Source organism: Thalassobaculum fulvum (genome assembly GCF_014652915.1).
Lineage (GTDB): Bacteria > Pseudomonadota > Alphaproteobacteria > Thalassobaculales > Thalassobaculaceae > Thalassobaculum_A > Thalassobaculum_A fulvum.
Window position 1 is genome coordinate 249,270 of the sequence record NZ_BMZS01000006.1, and the last position, 18,296, is coordinate 267,565.

Annotated in this window: 17 protein-coding genes; 9 read left to right on the plus strand and 8 right to left on the minus strand. The window is 70.9% G+C overall.

The window, feature by feature from the left end; all coding sequences use genetic code 11:
* Positions 1–5 precede the first annotated feature (5 nt).
* On the minus strand, positions 6–1,586 hold the full coding sequence (locus IE246_RS14550; protein ID WP_189990827.1) for a gamma-glutamyltransferase: 1,581 nt from the start codon (positions 1,584–1,586) through the stop codon (positions 6–8).
* Positions 1,587–1,669: 83 nt separating this feature from the next.
* Between IE246_RS14550 and IE246_RS14555 the strand changes: the two genes are divergently transcribed.
* Both IE246_RS14555 and IE246_RS14560 read left to right on the plus strand, forming a co-directional pair.
* A complete protein-coding gene (locus tag IE246_RS14555; RefSeq protein ID WP_189990829.1) occupies positions 1,670–2,320 on the plus strand; it encodes a hypothetical protein in 651 nt (216 codons plus the stop codon).
* Positions 2,321–2,333: 13 nt separating this feature from the next.
* A complete protein-coding gene (locus IE246_RS14560; protein ID WP_189990831.1) occupies positions 2,334–2,561 on the plus strand; it encodes a hypothetical protein in 228 nt (75 codons plus the stop codon).
* 19 nt (positions 2,562–2,580) lie between these two features.
* On the opposite strand, the gene IE246_RS14565 is transcribed toward IE246_RS14560, so the two are convergent.
* Both IE246_RS14565 and IE246_RS14570 read right to left on the minus strand, forming a co-directional pair.
* The gene (locus IE246_RS14565; RefSeq protein ID WP_189990833.1) at positions 2,581–3,897 is read right to left on the minus strand and encodes an NAD(P)/FAD-dependent oxidoreductase; all 1,317 of its coding nucleotides are present in this window, start codon (positions 3,895–3,897) and stop codon (positions 2,581–2,583) included.
* A 52-nt stretch (positions 3,898–3,949) separates the two neighbouring features.
* Entirely contained in the window at positions 3,950–4,459 is a 510-nt protein-coding gene (locus tag IE246_RS14570) for a PAS domain-containing protein (RefSeq protein ID WP_189990834.1), read from the minus strand.
* 294 nt (positions 4,460–4,753) lie between these two features.
* Here IE246_RS14570 and IE246_RS14575 point away from each other — a divergent pair, with 294 nt between their 5' ends.
* The 5 genes from IE246_RS14575 (at position 4,754) to IE246_RS14595 (ending at position 11,022) form a co-directional block, all read left to right on the plus strand.
* A complete protein-coding gene (locus tag IE246_RS14575; RefSeq protein ID WP_189990836.1) occupies positions 4,754–5,779 on the plus strand; it encodes a Fe(3+) ABC transporter substrate-binding protein in 1,026 nt (341 codons plus the stop codon).
* Positions 5,776–7,491, plus strand: a complete 1,716-nt coding sequence (locus tag IE246_RS14580; RefSeq protein WP_189990837.1) for an ABC transporter permease — start codon at positions 5,776–5,778, stop codon at positions 7,489–7,491. The genes IE246_RS14575 and IE246_RS14580 overlap by 4 nt, the downstream gene beginning before the upstream one ends.
* Positions 7,492–7,656: 165 nt before the next feature.
* A complete protein-coding gene (locus IE246_RS14585; protein WP_189990840.1) occupies positions 7,657–8,178 on the plus strand; it encodes a putative pterin-binding protein in 522 nt (173 codons plus the stop codon).
* A 1-nt stretch (position 8,179) separates the two neighbouring features.
* Positions 8,180–10,081: an ATP-binding protein gene (locus IE246_RS14590; protein ID WP_189990842.1), complete on the plus strand. Its 1,902-nt coding sequence runs from the start codon at positions 8,180–8,182 to the stop codon at positions 10,079–10,081.
* Positions 10,078–11,022 carry a response regulator transcription factor gene (locus IE246_RS14595; protein WP_189990844.1) on the plus strand — a complete coding sequence of 315 codons (945 nt, stop codon included), beginning with the start codon at positions 10,078–10,080 and terminating at the stop codon, positions 11,020–11,022. The genes IE246_RS14590 and IE246_RS14595 overlap by 4 nt, the downstream gene beginning before the upstream one ends.
* Before the next feature lie 3 nt (positions 11,023–11,025).
* On the opposite strand, the gene IE246_RS14600 is transcribed toward IE246_RS14595, so the two are convergent.
* Together IE246_RS14600 and IE246_RS14605 are read right to left on the minus strand one after the other, a co-directional pair.
* Positions 11,026–11,211: a hypothetical protein gene (locus tag IE246_RS14600; RefSeq protein WP_189990846.1), complete on the minus strand. Its 186-nt coding sequence runs from the start codon at positions 11,209–11,211 to the stop codon at positions 11,026–11,028.
* Between the two features lie 10 nt (positions 11,212–11,221).
* Positions 11,222–12,589: an NAD(P)/FAD-dependent oxidoreductase gene (locus tag IE246_RS14605; protein WP_189990848.1), complete on the minus strand. Its 1,368-nt coding sequence runs from the start codon at positions 12,587–12,589 to the stop codon at positions 11,222–11,224.
* Between the two features lie 18 nt (positions 12,590–12,607).
* On the opposite strand from IE246_RS14605, the gene IE246_RS14610 reads away from it, so the two are divergent.
* Complete coding sequence (locus tag IE246_RS14610) at positions 12,608–13,882, plus strand: MFS transporter (protein ID WP_189990850.1); 1,275 nt, start codon at positions 12,608–12,610, stop codon at positions 13,880–13,882.
* Here IE246_RS14610 and IE246_RS14615 read toward each other — a convergent pair.
* From IE246_RS14615 to IE246_RS14625, 3 genes are all read right to left on the minus strand, one after another.
* On the minus strand, positions 13,854–14,390 hold the full coding sequence (locus IE246_RS14615; protein ID WP_189990852.1) for an inner membrane-spanning protein YciB: 537 nt from the start codon (positions 14,388–14,390) through the stop codon (positions 13,854–13,856). The two genes, IE246_RS14610 and IE246_RS14615, sit on opposite strands and share 29 nt — an antisense overlap.
* A gap of 11 nt (positions 14,391–14,401) precedes the next feature.
* On the minus strand, positions 14,402–15,400 hold the full coding sequence (dusA, locus tag IE246_RS14620; protein WP_189990854.1) for a tRNA dihydrouridine(20/20a) synthase DusA: 999 nt from the start codon (positions 15,398–15,400) through the stop codon (positions 14,402–14,404).
* Between the two features lie 207 nt (positions 15,401–15,607).
* Complete coding sequence (locus tag IE246_RS14625; RefSeq protein WP_189990856.1) at positions 15,608–16,060, minus strand: Ros/MucR family transcriptional regulator; 453 nt, start codon at positions 16,058–16,060, stop codon at positions 15,608–15,610.
* 373 nt (positions 16,061–16,433) lie between these two features.
* Here IE246_RS14625 and ade point away from each other — a divergent pair, with 373 nt between their 5' ends.
* The gene (ade, locus tag IE246_RS14630; protein WP_189990858.1) at positions 16,434–18,137 is read left to right on the plus strand and encodes an adenine deaminase; all 1,704 of its coding nucleotides are present in this window, start codon (positions 16,434–16,436) and stop codon (positions 18,135–18,137) included.
* The last annotated feature ends 159 nt before the right edge of the window (positions 18,138–18,296 follow it).

The window sequence follows — 18,296 nt, forward strand, 5'->3', positions numbered from 1 at the left end:
GCCCCTTAGGCCCCCACCGCCGCCGGCAGCGGCCCGAACACATGCGCCGCACCGCGCGGGCCCTCCGGGCCGAAGGCGACGGCGTTCGGGATCGCCCACTGCGACGGATAGGCCACCGCCGGGGCGGGCCGCACCGGGGCGACCTTCTGCAGCGCCGCCATGGTCGCGGCATCGAGCCGGTCGTCGGCGATGATGGTGTCGATCAGGCTGACGTCGATGCGCGGCTGCAGCAGGGCCTGCTCCAGCCCCAGGCCGAACTCGCCGATGAACGAGCTGAGCTGGAAGATCGCCGGCATGATCTTGCGGCCGCCCGAGGCCCCGAGGCCGAACGCCGCCCTGCCGTCCTTGGTGGCCAGCACCGGGCACATGTTCGACAGCGGACGCTGGCCGGCGGCCATCGAGTTCGGCCGCCCCGGCCGCGGGTCGAACCAGTTGATGCCGTTGTTCATCAGCACGCCGGTCCCCGGCAGCACCACGCGCGACCCGAAGCGCGACAGCAGGGTGGTGGTGATCACCACCATGTTGCCCTCGGCGTCGACCGCCGACAGGTGGGTGGTGCAGCTGCGGTCGCCGACGTCGCCGGCATGCCCCATGGTCTCGAGACGGACCTTGTAGGCCTCGATCAGCGAGCTTGCGTAGGCCGCGTAGACCGCGGCATCCGGCGCCGATCCGGCGAACGCCTCGGGCAGGCGCGCCAGCGCGCCGGCGAAGGTCGGGCCGGCCGAGTAGCCGGGCACCAGGTTGAGGGTGTGACCGGCCCGCTCGCGCACGATCGGGTCGACGATGCGGGCCCGGTAGGCGGCCAGGTCATCGGCCGAGATCGTCGAGCCGCCGGCCTGCAGGTCGGCGACCAGCCGTCTGCCGGTCTCGCCGGTGTAGAAGTCCGCCGGACCGGCCTTCTGCAGCCGCTCGAAGGTGTCGGCGAGCGCGCCCATCGACAGCAGGCCGTACGGCGCCTCGGCCGGCGCCGACGGCACCAGGCCGCCCGGCAGCCAGACCCGCCGCGATTCCTCGTACTGGCCAAGCCAGCCCGCCTCGGCCGCGACCTGCAGGGTCGTCCACCAGGTCAGGCGGTGCCCGCGCCGCGCCATCCCGAGCGCCGGGCCGATGGCATCGGCCCACGACCAGCTGCCGAAGCTCTCCAGCAGCGTCGCATAGCCGGCGCAGGAGCCGGGGACCGCGATCGAGTGATAGCCCTGCAGGTTGCGGTCCTCGACCACCGCCGGCCAGGCGAACAGGTCGGCGGCCGCGTCCCGGCCGGCGTCGAGCGGGTAGGTCGCCGGATCCAGGCCGCGCGGCGCGATCATCCCGAAGTCCACCACCTTGGTGGTCCCCGACTTGGCCTCGTGCACCACCGCGAAGCCCCCGCCGCCGAGGCCGCTCATCCAGGGCTCCGCCACGCACAGCGCGAGGGCGGTCGCGATCGCCGCGTCGACGGCGTTGCCGCCGGCCTGCAGCACGGCGGCGCCGACCTGGCTCGCCTCGACGTTCTGCGAGGCGACAACGCCGCGCTCGCCGGCGACCGCCGGCTTGCTGACGGTCCAGGCCTCGATCGGGGCGGATTCCGGATAACTGACGGCGGGCATGACGCTCTCCTGGACGGGTGCGGACGGCGGGGCCGGCGTGCTAGAACTACCCACCGGCGGAGGGATGAGACGGAGACAACGGTATGGCGGCTCGAATCCGCTTGTCCAGCCTCGCCATGTGCCTGATCGCCTGGATCACGGCGCTGCCGGCGACAGCCCAGGAATCCACCGGGCGCGACTCGGAGGGGACGTCGTCCAAGCCGCCGGTCGCGCGCAAGGACGACTGCCAGAAGCTTCCCGGCGGCAACGCGCCGATCAACCGGCTGGTCAGGCTGGAAGGCGGGCTCTCGGTCCGCAACCTGGACCTCACCTACAACGGCAAGCCGCTGTTCGAGTACACCGACGAGGATTTCGACTACCTGCGGTCGCTGTGGCGGATCTGCGATACCTACGACTCGGCTACCACCGGCAAGATCGCGGACCGCCTGAAGAGCCTGATCGAGGACGCCAAGGCGGTGCGCCGGGACACCATCGACTGGATCAAGCGGACCGAACAGGAAGCCAAGGCCCTGAAACCGGGGCAGGCCGGCATCGAGAAGATCCACGACATGTGGCAGCAGATGCTGAATCACGAGTTCCACATGCTGGAAACCGACATGAAGTACATTGCCGGCGTGCTGTCGAAGCGCCGCGACGAACTGTATGCCGCCCCGCAGCCCCGGGAACGTACGCTGGTCTCGCCGTTCGACCCGGGCCCGCCCGAGCCGCGGCCGCTCGGCGGCAGCGGCGGGTAGGACGATGCCGCCGTTGCCGACCGAAATCCGGGACCGCCACCGCCCGCCGGTCACCAAGCGGGTTCCGGCCAACGATCACCGGCCGTCCTGGGCGGGACGGGGCCATCTCGGGGCGTTCGTCCTCCAGCTCTCTGCGCTGATCCTGGTCAACCTGGCGCTGTGGGGGTTCTTCGCCTGGTGGGCGATGCGGTACGCCGAGGACAAGGTCTCCTTGCCGCCCCCGGGCTCCGGCCCGCTCTGAGCCGGCCGGCATTCGCCGGTCACGCCGCCAGCCGCCGGTCGAGCCAGTCGCGCAGCTTGTACCAGGCGCCGACCGCCGGCAGGAACCACGGCCGGCCGTCGTACAGCGGACGGGTCTCGAACGGCAGTCCCTCGAAGGCGCTCGGCCGGTTGGTCTTGCCGAGGATCTTCAGCGCGGTCCGGTGGCCCAGGTGGCTCATCATCACGACACCGCTGCCGTTGCAGCCCAGCGCGTAGTGCACGCCGTCGCGTTCGCCCATATGCGGCACCCGGTCGAAGGTGAAGGCGACGTTGCCGGTCCAGGCATGCGAGATCTTCACGCCTTGCAGCTGCGGAAACACGCCGAGCATGTAGTCGTACAGCACCGGCGCGGTCTCCAGCGCGGTCTTGGTCCGGAAGCTGGCCCGCCCGCCGAACACCACACGGGTGCCGTCCGGCGACGGCCGGAAATAGAACAGCACCCGCTTGGTGTCGGCGACCACCCGCATGCTCGGGAACAGCTCGCGGATCCGCGCCTCGCCGAGCGGCTCGGTGGCGATGATGTAGCTGCCGACCGGGATCACCCGCCGGCGGAACCACGGCGTCGCGGCCCCGGTATGGCCGTTGGTGCCGAGCACCACCTCGCGGGCCCGCACCGGCCCGCGCGAGGTCCGCACCGTCAGGTCGCCGGCCTTGCCGTCGATGCCCTCGACCGCGGTATTGGCCGACAGCCTGACCCCCGCTTCCCGGCAGGCCCGTCGCAGGCCCTTGTGGTACAGCGAGGGGTGTGCCCCGCCGGCCCGCTCGACGACCATGCCGCCGTAGTAGAAGTCGGAGCCGAGCTCCTCGCGCTGCCGGTCCCGGGGGACCAGCCGGGCCTCGGCGCCGGCGTGTGCGTTGAGGGTCTCCACCCGTGCCGCCATCGCCGCGAATGCCGCCGGCGTGTGGGCGCCGACGAACCGGCCGGACCGGCGGTACTGGCAGTCGATGTTCTCGCGCTCGATGATGCGTTCGAAGTGGCCGTAGGACTCGGCGGCCTCCTCGATCATCGCCTGCACGCGGTCGGCGCCGTACAGGCGCTCGATGTCGCCGCCCTTGCCGACGTTGACCCCGCCCGACAGCATGCCGCCGCTCCGGGTGCTGGCCCCCTCCCCGAAGCGGTGAGCCTCGAGCACGGCCACGTCCACGCCGCCGCGCGCAAGCTCCAGCGCCGCCGACAGGCCGGTATAGCCGCTGCCGACCACGACCACGTCGGCCCGGTCCGGCGGCGGCGCGTCGCCCTCGGTGTCCGGCGGCGCGGCGTCCCACCAGTAGGGGTCGGTCTTGAAGCCTTCGGCGAAGATCGACTGGTCGGCCATGTGAGCCTCGCTCCGGTCCGGGATGCCGGCGGCAAGGCTACGCCGGCGTCGGTCAGCCGACAACGGGACGCTCCGACGTTTCGTAGACGGCGGCCCCCGCGAACTTGGCGATCCGGCCGTCGGCCCCGGCAAGCGGCAGCAGGACGCTCTCGAAGCTGCGGTACTTCTTGTCGACCCAGTCGAGCCGGCCGTGCGTCCGGACCGGCGCCCGCCGCGCGATCGCCCGGTGATAGACCGAGACGACCGGATGGCCTTCGGGAAACGTGTCGCCGACGAGCCGGCCGGTGGTGTCGCGTCCCAGGGCGTCCACCAGATAGGTGCCGATCAGCGTGTATCGGAGATCGGGCGCCGGGTCGCCCGACGAGGCGGCTTCCACCCGGACGACGAACAAGTGTCCCAGGTGCTGCACCAGATCCAACGGGTCCCACCGGTCCGCGGGAGGCACGTCACCTCCATCGCGGATAGACCTCCAATGATTGTAAATATCGACCAGCCTACGGTTTGCGACCTGCATGTCGAAATCGACGAAGTACCAGGGTGGCCTGTTCAGTCCCTCGCTCACGTCCCGTCCTTGTCGACGCCCTGCATCCGGCGCCCGCTGTCGTCGACCGGTCCCGGTCGCCGACGACCCCGTGCTTCCATTGATCCCGCTATTGTTGAATCGACTGCCACAAATCCCGGGCGACAGGCTATGCGGAGGGCCGACACGGATCAACACCGGGCCGACGGAAAGTGCCCCGACTTGATCCACATCAGTGACCCGGCCGGCGAAACGGGGTTGATCTCGATTGACAGAATGAGACCCATTTGCAACAAGAGCCGTCATGCGAAGCATTCTCATCTCGAGGGAAACTCCATGACCCGCAGCCTGACCGGCGCCGTGCTCGGATCCGTGATCGCCCTTGCCGCCGTGACGACCGCGGCCAAGGCCGATGGCGAAGTGAACATCTACTCGCTGCGCCAGCCGTTCCTGATCGAGCCCCTGCTCGAGGCGTTCACGGCGAAGACCGGCATCAAGACCAACGTGGTGTTCGCCAAGGAAGGCGTGGTCGAGCGCATGAAGGCCGAGGGCGTGAACAGCCCGGCCGACGTCATCCTCACCGTCGACATCGGCCGGCTGAACGACGCGGTCGAGGCCGGCGTGGTTCAGGCGGTCGAAAGCCCGGTCCTCGCGGCCAACGTTCCGGCGAGCTTCCGGGATCCGGAAGGCCGCTGGTTCGCCCTCACCCAGCGGGCCCGCCTGATCTACGCCTCCAAGGACCGCGTGAAGCCGGGCGAGATCACCTCCTACGAGGAGTTGGCCGACCCGAAGTGGGCGGGCCGGATCTGCACCCGCAGCGGCAAGCACGACTACAACATCGCCCTGCTGGCCGGCATGATCGCGCACCACGGCGAGGCCAAGGCCGAGGCCTGGCTGGCCGGGCTGAAGGCCAACCTCGCCCGCAAGCCGCAGGGCAACGACCGGGCCCAGGTCAAGGCCATCAAGGAAGGCGAGTGCGACCTGGCGCTCGGCAACAACTACTACTACGGCGCCATGCTGGCGAACCCGGAGCAGAAGGCCTGGGCCGACGCCGTGAACCCGGTGTTCCCGACCATCGGCGGCACCAAGGGCACGCACGTCAACGTCTCGGGTATCGCCATGTCGAAGTCGGCGCCGAACCGCGACAACGCCCTCAAGCTGATGGAGTTCCTGTCGGGCGACGAAGCCCAGGAGATCTACGCGACCGCCAACTTCGAGTACCCGGTGAACCCGCACGTCAAGTGGTCGCCGGTGGTCGAGTCATGGGGGCGGTTCACGCCGGACGACCTGCCGCTGTCGGCGATCGCCGAGCTGCGGAGCACCGCCGTCAAGATGGTCGACCGGGTCGGCTACGACGGATGACGGCGGAGGCCGATGCCTACCGGGGCGCCGCACCGGCGCCCGAGCAGTTCGCGGCGGTGCCCGGAGACGGGCGCCGCCGTTGGCATGTGGCCGCCCTGACGACCGCCGGCCTGGTGGCGTTGCCGGTGCTGGCGATCGTCTGGAAGGCCCTGTTCCCGACCGAGAACATCTGGCCGCACCTGGCGTCGACGGTGCTGCCGGGCTACGTCGTCACGACCCTGCTGCTGATGCTGGGCGTCGGCGTGGGCGTGTTCGTGATCGGCACCGGCACCGCCTGGCTGGTCGCCATGTGCCGGTTCCCGGGGCGTCGCCTCTTCGAGTGGGCCCTGCTGCTGCCGCTGGCGATGCCCGGCTACCTGATCGCCTATGTCTATACCGATCTGCTGGAGTTCGCCGGCCCGCTGCAATCGACCCTGCGCGCGGTGTTCGGCTGGACCACGCGGCGGGACTACTGGTTCCCGGAGATCCGCTCGCTTGGCGGCGCCATCGCCATGCTGACCCTGGTTCTCTATCCGTATGTCTACGCCCTGGCGCGCGCCACTTTCCTGGAGCAGTCGATCTGCGTGCTGGAGGTCAGCCGGACGCTCGGCCGCAGCACTTGGCGCTCGCTGATCGACGTCGCCCTGCCGCTCGCCCGGCCGGCGATCGCGGTCGGCGTGACACTGGCGCTGATGGAATGCCTGAACGATTTCGGCACCGTCGATTTCTTCGCGGTCCGGACCCTGACCGCCGGCGTGTTCGACGTCTGGCTGCGCATGGGCAACGCCGGCGGTGCCGCGCAGATCGCCCTGGTCATGCTGGCGTTCGTGGTCCTGCTGATCTGGGCCGAGCGTCGGTCGCGCGCCCGTCAGCGCTTTCACCACACCTCGTCGAAACTGCGGCCGATCGAGGGCATCCGGCTGCACGGCCGCAAGGCCTGGGCAGCGACCCTGGCCTGCGCCCTGCCGGTCGCGCTCGGCTTCGTGGTGCCGGCTGCGACCCTCGCCGACTATGCGTTCACCAGCACGGCGGCCGAGTGGTCGCCCGACTTCGTGCGGCACGCGCTGAACAGTCTCGGCCTGTCGGCGGCCGCCGCCCTGGCGGCGGTCGGCCTCGCCACCCTGCTCGCCTATGCCGCGCGCCAGCGCGCCGGCGGGCTGGTGCATGGCGCCATCCGGCTGGCCTCGGTCGGCTACGCCATTCCGGGTGCGGTGCTGGCGATCGGCGTGCTGATCCCGTTCGCGGCCTTCGACAACGCGGTCGACGCCTTCCTGCGCCAGACCCTGGGCGTCTCGACCGGCCTGCTGCTGAGCGGGACCGTGGCGGCCCTGGTGTTCGCCTACACCGTCCGGTTCCTCGCGGTCTCCCTCGGGGCGGTCGAGGCCGGGCTCGGCCGGGTGACGCCGAGCATGGAGATGGCGGCGCGAACCCTCGGTCACAGCCCGGGCGCCACCCTGCGGCGGCTGCACCTGCCGATGATCCGCGGCAGCCTGCTGACCGGCGGCCTGCTGGTGTTCGTCGACACCATGAAGGAACTGCCGGCGACCCTGGTGCTGCGGCCGTTCAACTTCGACACGCTGGCGACCTTCGTCTACCAGTACGCCTCGGACGAGCGGCTGGAGGCCTGCGCCCCGGCGGCGCTGGCGATCGTGGCCGCCGGCATCCTGCCGGTCCTGCTGCTGGCCCGCAGCGTCGGCGCGGCGAGGCCGGGCCGGAAGCGCGACGGCACCTGAACCCGGCCCGCGGCGGCGCCGGCTCGTCCGCGCCGCGACTTGGAAGGGTCGCGGGTTTCGGTATTCCCCAATAGATCGCAGCCCTGCCCGGTGTCATTTACGGGCCGTGTAGTGCACCGCGCGTGCACTCCTCTCGCTCACACCCGACAAGACCGGAGGTTCGGCATGCTGTCGACCGTACGGGGCGCCGTGCGCGCCCTGATGACCGCCCTCGCGCTGTCCCTGCTCGCCCTGCCGGCGGCGGGCGAGACGCTGCCCGCGCCGAACGGCCGCGTGATCCTCGAGGTTTCCGGCACGATCGCCAACACCAACGCCCCCGGCAAGGCCCGCTTCGACCGGGAAGCCCTGGAAGCCATCGCCACGACGACGCTGTCGACCTCGACCCCGTGGACGAAGGGCGTCCAGACCTTCGAAGGGTTCCCGCTGGCCGCCCTGCTCGAAATCGTCGGAGCCACCGGCACCAGCCTCAAGGCGGTCGCCCTGAACGACTACTCGGCCGTCGTTCCGATCGACGACTCCGTCGCTGCCGGCGCCTTCGTCGCGGTCCGGGCCAATGGCGAGCGGATGTCGGTCCGCGAGCGCGGCCCCCTCTGGATCGTGTTCCCGTACGACGCCGACTCCCGCCTGACGACCGACACCTATCTCAACCGGTCCGTCTGGCAGCTCAAAGCGCTGATCGTCGAGTGAGATGATCTCGAAGGCGGCCCACCGGCGCTGGACGCCCCTGAAGCTTGTCGCCGTCGCGGTGCTGGCCGTCGCGATCGGGGCGGCGGCGGTGGCGACCTCGCTGTACCTGGATCTGGACGAGGCGGCGAACACGCCGCGCGAGAACATCCAGTGGGCCGCCTACCAGGTTCAGGCCGAGCATCTGAAGCTGATGCTGGCCGCGCACGAGGCCGAACTCGGCCAGATCGACCTCGACGACCTCGCCGAGCGCTATGAGATCTTCGTCAGCCGGCTCCTGGTCCTGCGCGACGGCGGGTCCTACGCCGCCATGCGACTGATCCCCGACTTCGGCGTCACGTTGTCCCGCGCGCTCGCCGCGGTACCGGTGATCGACGGCGAACTCGCCGGCGGCGGTCTGGACGCCACCGCATACGCCGCCACCTTGACGCGCCACCTGGAGGGCATGGGCGTCGAGTTCCAGCAGATCGCCCTGCAGTCGGTCGGCGCGGCCAGTCAGGACCAGACGGCACGGCAGCTGGAAGTCCGGAACACCGTCTCCTACCTTGCGATCACCCTGGTCCTCATCGTCGCCGTCAGCATCGGACTGGCCGCGGTCGCCATGAAGCAGTTCGCAGCGATCGAAACCGCCCGGCGGGACCTTGCCGCCGCGCTCTGGCGCGCCGAGGCGTCGAACCGCGCCAAGAGCACCTTCCTCGCCGGCATGAGTCACGAGATGCGGACGCCGCTGAACGCGGTCATCGGAATGCTTCGGGAGATCGGGTATCGCACTCCCGACCCGGGCATCCGCAAGCTGAGCGAGACCGCGCACGCCTCCGCCGACATGTTGTGCGGACTGGTCGACGACGTGCTCGACACCACGCGCATCGAGACCGGGAAGTTCCAGTTCCAGTTCACCGCCTTCGACCCCGCCGCCCTCGTCGAGGAAGTGACATCGGTGCTGTCCAGCCGGGCCGAGGACCGCAACGACCGGATCGTGACCGACACCGAGGGACTGACCGGGCGGTTCGTGGTGTGCGACCGGGCGCGCCTCAAGCAGGTCCTCGTCAACCTCGTCGGCAACGCCATCAAGTACACCGGCGACGGCACGATCACGCTGCGCGCCACCCTGGCCCCCGGCAGCGACGACACCGTCAGACTGCGGGTCAGCGTAACGGACACCGGGATCGGGATCGCCCCGCACCTGCACGACAAGATCTTCGGGCGCTTCTTCCAGGCCGGGAGCAACGACGGCCTCGGGCTGGGGCTGACGATAGCCCGCGAGATCGTCGAACGGCTGGGCGGCACGATCGGAGTCGACAGCGCCCTGCGCAGAGGCAGCACCTTCTGGTTCGACGTCCCGGTGACGCTCACCGCCGAGCCGGCGGTGCCGCTGTCCGCCCCGCGACTGTTCGACCGCCTGGACGGGGTCCGCCTGCTGGTCGCCGAGGACAACGCGACGAACCGCCAGGTCGTGCGCCTGCTCCTGGAGCGACACGGCGCCGAGTTCGCCTTCGCCAGCAACGGTGAGCAGGCGGTCGCGATGGCGCTGTCGTCCCGCTACGACGCGGTGCTGATGGACATCAACATGCCGGTCAAGGACGGCCTGCAGGCCCTGGCGGAGATCCGCCGGAAGGCCGGCCCGTCGGCCCCGCCGGTGATCGCGCTGACCGCCGATGCCTTGGCCGACGACCGGGAGCGGTTCCTGGCCGCCGGCATGATCGCCTGCGTCACCAAGCCGATCGACGAGGCCGACCTGCTGCAGACCCTGGACCGGGTGCTCGGCCGGCCGGGCTACGTGGCGGACCGGGCCGGCGCAACGGGTCCGGCCCGGGACGCTGGCCGGTCGACCTTGACCGAGGGTCAACGCCGGGCCGTCCTCGATCTCGTATCCGCCCTCGACGACGAGCCGGAGGCGGACGCATGAACGACCCGGCCAGCCGACAGACATTCGCGGGGCGCTCGGCGCTGCTGATCGACGACAGCGCCTACATGCGGCGGCTCGTCCGCTCGCTGCTGCGGCAGTTCGGCTTCGAGGTCGTCGACGAGGCCTCGGACGGCTCCCAGGCGCTCAGGCTGGTCGCCGACCGGATCTACGACGTGGTGGTCTGCGACTGGATGATGGAGCCGGTCGACGGCTACGCCTTCGTGCGATCGCTGCGGCAGCACGACATCGCTACCGTGCGCAGCGTCCCGGTCGTCATGCTCACCGCGGTCGCCCGGCACGACAAGGTCGCGGCGGCGCGCGACGTCGGGGTGACCGAATATCTGGTCAAGCCGGTCTCGGCCGGCAAGCTGAAGGCCCGTCTGGTTGCGGCGCTGACGCGCCCCCGTCCCTTCGTGGTCTCCGACAGCTACATCGGCCCGGACCGCCGCCGGCGGGCCGATGCCGGCTATCAGGGGATGCGCCGGCGCTTCAGCGACGCGCTGCAGGACCAGGATGTCGAGCCGGACGCCGAGTGGATCAACGCGGCCAAGAACTATCCCAGCGTACTCCGCGGCGAGATCGGTCGTCTTCGCGCCGCCCTCGTCGACCTGCGCGGCGAGCCCGCGGCCGCGCTGGAGCCCTGGCGGCTGGTGCACCGCATCGCGCACGACCTGAAGGGCCAGGCGCCGACCTTCGGTCACGTGGCCGCGGCCGAGATCGCCGGCAGTCTCGAACGGCTGGTCCGGCCGGGCGTCCAGGCACCGGAGACCCTGGAGCGTTGCGTCGCGCGCCGGCTGCGCGCGGCCGAGACGCATGTCGAGGCCCTCGCGCTCGTGCTCGACCAGGGCATCACCGGACGCAGTTCCGAAACCGACGCCCTGGCCGAGCGCCTGAACCGGGCGGTCGAGCGCGTCCACCGGGAGTCACTGGGCGGCGGCTGACGGTCAGTCGATCCCCAGCGACGCGCAGAGCGTGATCCACAGCCCCGACAGCTTGTTGGCGGTGACGCTGAGCGGGAACACCGCGAGGCCGCCGAGGATCATGACGCCGAACAGCAGGACGATGACGGCGTCCAGCCGGCGGTTCCGGCGTGCTCCCTTGTGGTCGTCCTGATCGACCCGTGTCGACATCGTCCGCTCACTAGTCCGTCCGGTTGCGCAGCTCCTGAAGGCGGTCGCACGCACCGTACCATAGATAGGCGCCCGCCAGCGCGAGCCGACGCAGGCCGGAGACCGGGAAGCGCGGCGGCAGCCCGCGCAGGACCGCCGGGATCCGGTCGCCGGCGTCGCCGAGGGCGATCGCGTCGGCCAGGGTCTTGCCGGCCATCGGCGCCGCCGCCACCCCGGCCGCATGAAAGCCGAAGGCGTAGTGCACGCCGGGCTCGTCGGCCAGCGTGCCGATCGACGGCACCAGCTTGCGCGACATCGCCACCAGGCCGCGCCAGCGATAGTCCACTCCGACACCGGCCCAGCTCGGGAACAGCTCCCCGAGCCGGCGGTGCATCCAGGCCTGAACCCGGCCGGCGGCATCGGGCGAGCCGGTGGTGTCGCCGCGCGCGCCGAACAGCAACCGGCGGTCCGGCAGCAGGCGGTAGTAGAACAGCAGGGTCCGGGCGTTCACCACGCCGGTCTCGGTGTTCCAGGACTCTGCCGCGAGTTCGTCGGCGGTCAGCGGCCGCGTCACCAGGATGTTCGAGATCGCCGGCAGCACCCGGGCATCGAACCCCGGATGCAGCCCGTCGGGCGTCCAGCCGTTGGTCGCCACCACCACCTGCCGGGCCCGCACCGCCGCCCCGTCAGCGGTCACCAGCCGGTGGCCGCCGCGGTCGCGCTCCCAGGCCACCACCGGGCTGCGGCCGTACACCCGCACACCCCGCCGCACGGCGGCCTCCAGCAGCCCGAGGGCGTAGGCCAGCGGATGCAGGGCGAACCCGACGCCGAGGTGGACCCCGCCGAACTGCTCGGTACCGCCATGCCCGACCGCGGCGAACCCGGCCCGGTCGAGGGTCCGGACCGGAACGCCGGTCAGCTCGGCCAGGTGGCGGGCATGCTCGATCAGCCCGGCCAGGCGTGCCGGATGGTCGGCGACCTCCAGGTTGCCGTCGCCCTGGGCCCGCACGTCGAACCCTTCCGCGGCCGGCAGCGTCCGGGCGAGCTCGCAGCCGTCGATGGCCCAGCGGTAGAACCGGGCGGTCTCGTCGCGGCCCCAGCGGGACACGAGCTCGGGGATCGAGGCCTTGGCCGGCGGTATGCACACCAGCCCGCCGTTGCGGCCCGACGCCCCCCAGCCCGGCTCGCCGGCATCCAGCACCACCGAGCCGATGCCGTGATCGCGCGCCAGGTGCAAGGCGCAGGACAGGCCGGTGAACCCGCCGCCGATGATCGCGACCTCCGCGGTCTCGTCGCGGCCGAGCCTGGCGACCGACGGCCGCTCGACCGTGGCCTCCCAGTACGACGGCTCGAGTTCGCCGTAGCGGTACAGCGAAGCGTCGAACACCCGCGCCGTCATGCCCGCACGATTCCAAGGATGCACAACGGGCGCGACTCGGCCAGTGTGTCGGCCGGCAACGACCCGGAACGGCTCGAGAAGGCACCGAGGGGCATGGCGATCGTCCATGGTATCGCGGACCCGGTCGCGGTCCGCCTGGCCCTGTTCTACACCGCCTACTTCGCGGTTGCAGGCGTCCTGCTGCCCTACTGGCCGGCCTGGCTGGAAGGTCGCGGCCTCGATCCGGTGACCATCGGGGCGGTCCTGGCGGTCGGCTTCTGGATCAAGCTGGCGGCCCAGCCGGCGATGGCGGCGGCGGCCGACGCCAGCGGGGCGCTGCGCGGCCTGGTGATCCTTCTGTCGGTCGCCGCCCTGGCGGTCTACGCCGGCTTCGCATGGGCGCAGGAACCCTGGCACTACCTCGCGCTCGCCGCCCTGGTCGGGGTCACCTTCCAGACCATCATGCCGCTCGGCGAGGCGCTGTCGCTGGCCGAGATCCGCGACCGCGGGCTCGACTACGGCCGGATCCGGATCTGGGGATCGGTCGCGTTCATCGCGGCTGCGGGGCTCGGCGGCTGGACGATCGACGTGTTCCAGACCGAGGCGGTGCTGCCGATGGCGCTGGCCGCGCTGGCGGCCCTGGTCCTGGCGGCCGCCCTCATGCCGCGCCGGAAGGCCCGGGCGGCACGCTCATGGTCGTGGCTGGCGGTCGGGCGGCTGGTGGCCGACCGGCGGTTCGTGACCTTCGTGATCGCGGCCGGAGCCGCCCAGGCCAGCCACTGCGTGTTCTACGGCTTCGGCACCATCGCCTGGCGCCGGATCGGCTTCGACGACACCGTCATCGGCATGCTCTGGACCATCGGCGTTCTCGCCGAGATCGTGCTGTTCTGGGTGGCCGGGCGGCTCGGGCGCTTCGGAAGCGCGCCGGTGCTGCTGGCGGTTGCCGGCGTCGGGGTCCTGGTGCGCTGGCCGCTGACCGCGGTGGCCGACGCCGTCGCGCTGGCCGCACCGCTGCAGGTACTGCACGCGCTGACCTTCGGAGCGGCGCATCTGGGCGCCATGCGGTTCCTGCAGGACAACGCCCCGCCCGGCCTGGAGGCCACCGCCCAGGCGCTGTACTACGCCCTGGTGACCGGCGTCCTGATGGGCGCCTGCATGCCGGCGGCCGGGCTGCTGTACGACGCCGTCGGCATGGGCGCCTACCATGCCATGGGCGCGCTCGGGCTCGTCACCCTGGCAGCCGCGGCCCTGCTGGCACGGTTCGGCGGTGGCGACGGCTCGCAGCTCAGCCGCTCTTCTGAGCCCGCCGCATGATCGGGGCGGCGCCGACCGAGCCGACGACCGCGATCGCGGTCAGGCCGACCAGCTTGAACGTCACCCAGCCGTCGGTCGACAGCGACCGCCAGGCGACCTCGTTGGCGGCGGCCATGACCACGAACACGCCCATCCAGTACAGCGTCAGGTGACGCCAGCTGCGGTCGTCGAGCTGAAGCATCGAGCCGAGCAGCGCCTTCAGGAGGTTACGCCGCAGCAGGAGCCCGATTCCGAGCGCCGAGGCCGACAGCAGGGTGGCGACCGTCGGCTTGATCTTGATGAAGAAGGTGTCGTCGAAGACCAGGGTCAGGCCACCGAACACCGAAACCAGGACGGCGCCGACGACCGCCAGCCACGGCACCCGGCGCTCGCGCAGCATCGCCCAGGCGACCGCCACGACGGTCGCCGCGATCAGCACCGCCGTCGCCGGCATGATGCCGAACGCCAGGTTGCTCAGGAAGAACAGGACCAGCGGTCCGTACTCGGTCAATGCGCGGGTTCGGGTCACGGCCGGTCCTCTCAGGCCGCGGCGCGGCGTTGCGGCGCCACCCGGGCGGCGGCATCGACCAGGATCTCCGGCCCGGCATCGGGGTCCGGCATGGTCTCGGCGAGATGGCGCCGCCACGCCCGCGCGCCCGGCAGGCCCTGGAACAGGCCCAGCATGTGGCGGGCGATCGACTTGACCGGGGTACCGTGGTCGCGCCGCATGCGGGCGGCGTAGTCGGCCATCGCCTCGACCACGGTGTGGCGGTCCGGGTGCGACGCCGGCGCGCCGAAGAAGCGGCGGTCGACGTCGGCCAGGAGCCACGGAGTCTGGTACGCGACACGGCCGAGCATGACGCCGTCGAGTCCCCGGTCGAGGGCCGCCTCGGCCGCGTCGAGATCCTGCAGCCCGCCGTTCAGGACGACGACCAGATCCGGCCGCGCCGCCTTCAACGCGTCGACCCGGCCGTAGTCCAGCGGCGGCACGTCCCGGTTCTCCTTCGGCGACAACCCCTGCAGCCAGGCCTTGCGGGCATGCACGATCACGGAATCGCAGCCGGCACCGGCGACCGCGTCCACCAGGGCGTCGAGGGCCGGTCCCGGATCCTGGTCGTCGACCCCAATCCGACACTTGACGGTCACCGGGATCGAGACCGCCGCGCGCATCGCCGCCACCACCCGGCCGACCAGCTCCGGCTCGCGCATCAGGCAGGCGCCGAACCGGCCTGACTGCACCCGGTCGGAGGGGCAGCCGACGTTGACGTTGACCTCGTCGTAGCCGAAACCCTCGGCGATCCGGGCCGCTTCCGCCATCGCCGCCGGATCCGAGCCGCCGAGCTGCAGCGCGACCGGGTGCTCGTCGGCCGAGAACCCCAGCAGCCGCGCGCGATCTCCCAGGCGCACGGCGTCGGCCGTCACCATCTCGGTGTACAGCAGCGCGCGACCCGTCAGATGACGGTGGAAGGCCCGGCAGTGCCGGTCGGTCCAGTCCATCATCGGCGCGACGGAGAAGCGATGCGGGGGAACGGTCGGCATTGAGCGGGCGCTCTCTCTCCTCGGATCGGCGACTGCCGCCCGGGTTAGCACACGGTCGGCGCGGCCGCACCAATTCGCGGCGGCCCGATACATGGCGACTTGCCGGCCGGTTTCCACCCCGCCCCTCGACCGGCCTGCGCAAAGAAGAGAGGCGCCGCAACCCGGTCGCGGCGCCCCTTTCTTGTCGCAGGATGCCGGAGCTGCCGGTCAGGCGCTCTTCTTGCGGCGGCCGGCCGGCTTCGCCGAGACCTTGCCGAGCCCGATCTTCTTGGCGAACTCCGAACGCTGCTTGGCGTAGTTCGGGGCGACCATCGGGTAGTTGGCCGGCAGCCCCCACTTCGCCCGGTACTCCTCGGGCGTCATGTCGTAGGTGGTCCGGAGATGCCGCTTCAGCATCTTCAACTGCTTGCCGTCCTCGAGACAGACGATGTATTCGGGCGTCACCGACTTCTTGATCGGCACTGCCGGCTTCAGCGGCTCCGGCTCGGGCTCGCGGCCGCCTTCCGACAGCCCCTTCAGCGCGTCGTGAACCGTGCTGATCACTTCGGAGATCTGCGTGGAAGGGACGCTGTTGTTACCGAGATAGGCGGCGACCACCTCTGTCGTCATGCGCAGAAGGTCGGACGACCCGGCGTTCTCTCGCGATGCTTCATCAGACATTTTCAATTCCCAAGTTTACGGCGTCGTTCGACCCCCATGCCGCAAAATTGGCTGAGGCCCACCATATGTCAAGACACTTTCATTACTCGGAAGCGACAATTACCAGATGAAATGTAAGACAAATGAGTGATCTCCACCCTTTGTTTAGCAAATTCAATGAAATTGCCGACAAACATCCGGTAGCGCAGATCGCTTCTCGTCAAAAGCCGGTGCAAGGCCTCCGCGCGAGAGTCACGGCCGAAATCGACCGATTCCCATCATGCGTAGACCGACATCGCGGGTGTGCAACCGGTCGTTCCGGGCGGGGTTTGGCGGCGACCGGCAGCGGGGATAGGATATCGAGCGCAGAACGCGACGATCGAGGACGGAGACGATGACCATCGACTCTCTGGCGCAGGCTATCGACCAGGGCCGGGGGACGACGGCCGCCGACCTCGTCCTGAAGCGGGCGAGAGTGTTCGACCTGGTCACCGGCGAACTGGTCGACACCGACGTCGCCATCGCCGGCGACCGCATCGTCGGCACCGGCGGCGACTACCGCGGGGTCCGGGAGATCGACCTGAACGGCAAGACCGTCGTCCCGGGTTTCATCGACACCCACCTGCACATCGAGTCGTCGCTGCTGACCCCGCACGAGTTCGACCGCTGCGTCCTGCGCTACGGCGTGACCACGGCGATCTGCGACCCGCACGAGATCTCCAACGTCCTCGGGGCCGACGGCCTGCGGTACTTCCTCGACTCCGCCGAGGAACTGGTGATGGACGTGCGGGTGCAGCTGTCGAGCTGCGTGCCGGCGACCCACCTGGAGACCTCCGGTGCCCGGCTCGAGGCCGGCGACCTGGTGCCGTTCATGGACCATCCCAGGGTCCTCGGCCTCGCCGAGTTCATGAACTTCCCGGGGGTCCTGGCCAAGGACCCGGCCTGCCTGGCCAAGCTGGCGGCGTTCGAGGGCCGGCACATCGACGGTCACGCCCCGCTGCTGCGCGGTCTGGACCTGAACGGCTACCTGGCCGCCGGCATCCGCACCGACCACGAGATCACGACCGCCGACGAGGCGCTGGAGAAGCTGCGCAAGGGCATGCACGTGCTGATCCGCGAGGGCTCGGTCTCCAAGGACCTGCACGCCCTGATCCCGATCATCACCGAACGGCACTCGCCGTTCATCGCGCTGTGCACCGACGACCGCAACCCGCTGGACATCGCCGAGGAAGGCCATCTCGACTACATGATCCGCACGGCGATCGCCGCCGGCGCGCCGCCGCTCGCCGCCTACCGGGCCGCCAGCATCTCGGCGGCGCGGGCGTTCCGGCTTGCCGACCGTGGCCTGGTCGCCCCCGGCTGGCGGGCCGACCTGGCGATCCTCGACGACCTGGCGGAATGCCGCGTCGCCAGCGTGATCTGCGGCGGCCGGCCGGTCGAGGACGCCCTGTTCGCGGACCGGCGGCCGGTCTCCCCGGTCGGGCTGGCCAGCGTCAAGGCGCGGCGGGTGTCGGCCGCCGACTTCGCGGCACGCGGCGGCGGTCCCTCGACCCCGGTGATCGGCGTGGTGCCCGGAAGGATCATCACCGAGCGCCGGCAGGCCACCCTGCCGTTCGCCGACGGCACGCGCCGGGCCGACACCGGCCAGGACGTGATCAAGGTCGCGGTAGTCGAACGCCACGGCAGGAACGGCAACATCGGCGTCGGCTTCGTCCACGGCTTCGGGCTGCAGCGCGGCGCCATCGCCTCGACGGTCGGCCACGACAGCCACAACATCTGCGTGGTCGGCGCCGACGACGGCGACATGGCGGTGGCGGTCAACCGGCTCGCCGAGATCGAGGGCGGCTTCGTGGTGGCCGAGGGCGGTCGCGTGCTGGCCGAGATCGCCCTGCCGGTCGCCGGCCTGATGAGCCTGATGAGCCACGAGCAGGTGCGCGATGCCCTGATCCCGTTGCGCCGCGCGGCCAAGGCGCTCGGCACCACGCTGGCCGAGCCGTTCCTGCAGGTCGCGTTTCTGCCGCTGCCGGTGATCCCGCACCTGAAGATCACCGACAGGGGGCTGGTCGACGTCGACCGCTTCGAGCTGATCGCGGCCTGACGGGATGGCCCGTCGCTTCGTGGGTTCCGGCTCGGCCGCGCCGAGAGCGGCGCGCCCGTCCGGAATGACGATAAGGGGGCGAGGGATGGAGCGATGGTCGTCCCATACCGTCGTCATTCCGGACCGGGCCGCCGACGGCGGGACGGAGCCGGAACCCAC

Coding starts and splice junctions, on each gene's coding strand:
- IE246_RS14580 (WP_189990837.1), top strand. CDS start 5,776: ATGACGGCGGAGGCCGATGCCTACCGGGGCGCCGCACCGGCGCCCGAG.
- IE246_RS14550 (WP_189990827.1), bottom strand. CDS start 1,586: ATGCCCGCCGTCAGTTATCCGGAATCCGCCCCGATCGAGGCCTGGACC.
- IE246_RS14610 (WP_189990850.1), top strand. CDS start 12,608: ATGCACAACGGGCGCGACTCGGCCAGTGTGTCGGCCGGCAACGACCCG.
- IE246_RS14565 (WP_189990833.1), bottom strand. CDS start 3,897: ATGGCCGACCAGTCGATCTTCGCCGAAGGCTTCAAGACCGACCCCTAC.
- IE246_RS14600 (WP_189990846.1), bottom strand. CDS start 11,211: ATGTCGACACGGGTCGATCAGGACGACCACAAGGGAGCACGCCGGAAC.
- IE246_RS14590 (WP_189990842.1), top strand. CDS start 8,180: ATGATCTCGAAGGCGGCCCACCGGCGCTGGACGCCCCTGAAGCTTGTC.
- IE246_RS14585 (WP_189990840.1), top strand. CDS start 7,657: ATGCTGTCGACCGTACGGGGCGCCGTGCGCGCCCTGATGACCGCCCTC.
- IE246_RS14605 (WP_189990848.1), bottom strand. CDS start 12,589: ATGACGGCGCGGGTGTTCGACGCTTCGCTGTACCGCTACGGCGAACTC.
- IE246_RS14595 (WP_189990844.1), top strand. CDS start 10,078: ATGAACGACCCGGCCAGCCGACAGACATTCGCGGGGCGCTCGGCGCTG.
- dusA (WP_189990854.1), bottom strand. CDS start 15,400: ATGCCGACCGTTCCCCCGCATCGCTTCTCCGTCGCGCCGATGATGGAC.
- IE246_RS14555 (WP_189990829.1), top strand. CDS start 1,670: ATGGCGGCTCGAATCCGCTTGTCCAGCCTCGCCATGTGCCTGATCGCC.
- ade (WP_189990858.1), top strand. CDS start 16,434: ATGACCATCGACTCTCTGGCGCAGGCTATCGACCAGGGCCGGGGGACG.
- IE246_RS14575 (WP_189990836.1), top strand. CDS start 4,754: ATGACCCGCAGCCTGACCGGCGCCGTGCTCGGATCCGTGATCGCCCTT.
- IE246_RS14625 (WP_189990856.1), bottom strand. CDS start 16,060: ATGTCTGATGAAGCATCGCGAGAGAACGCCGGGTCGTCCGACCTTCTG.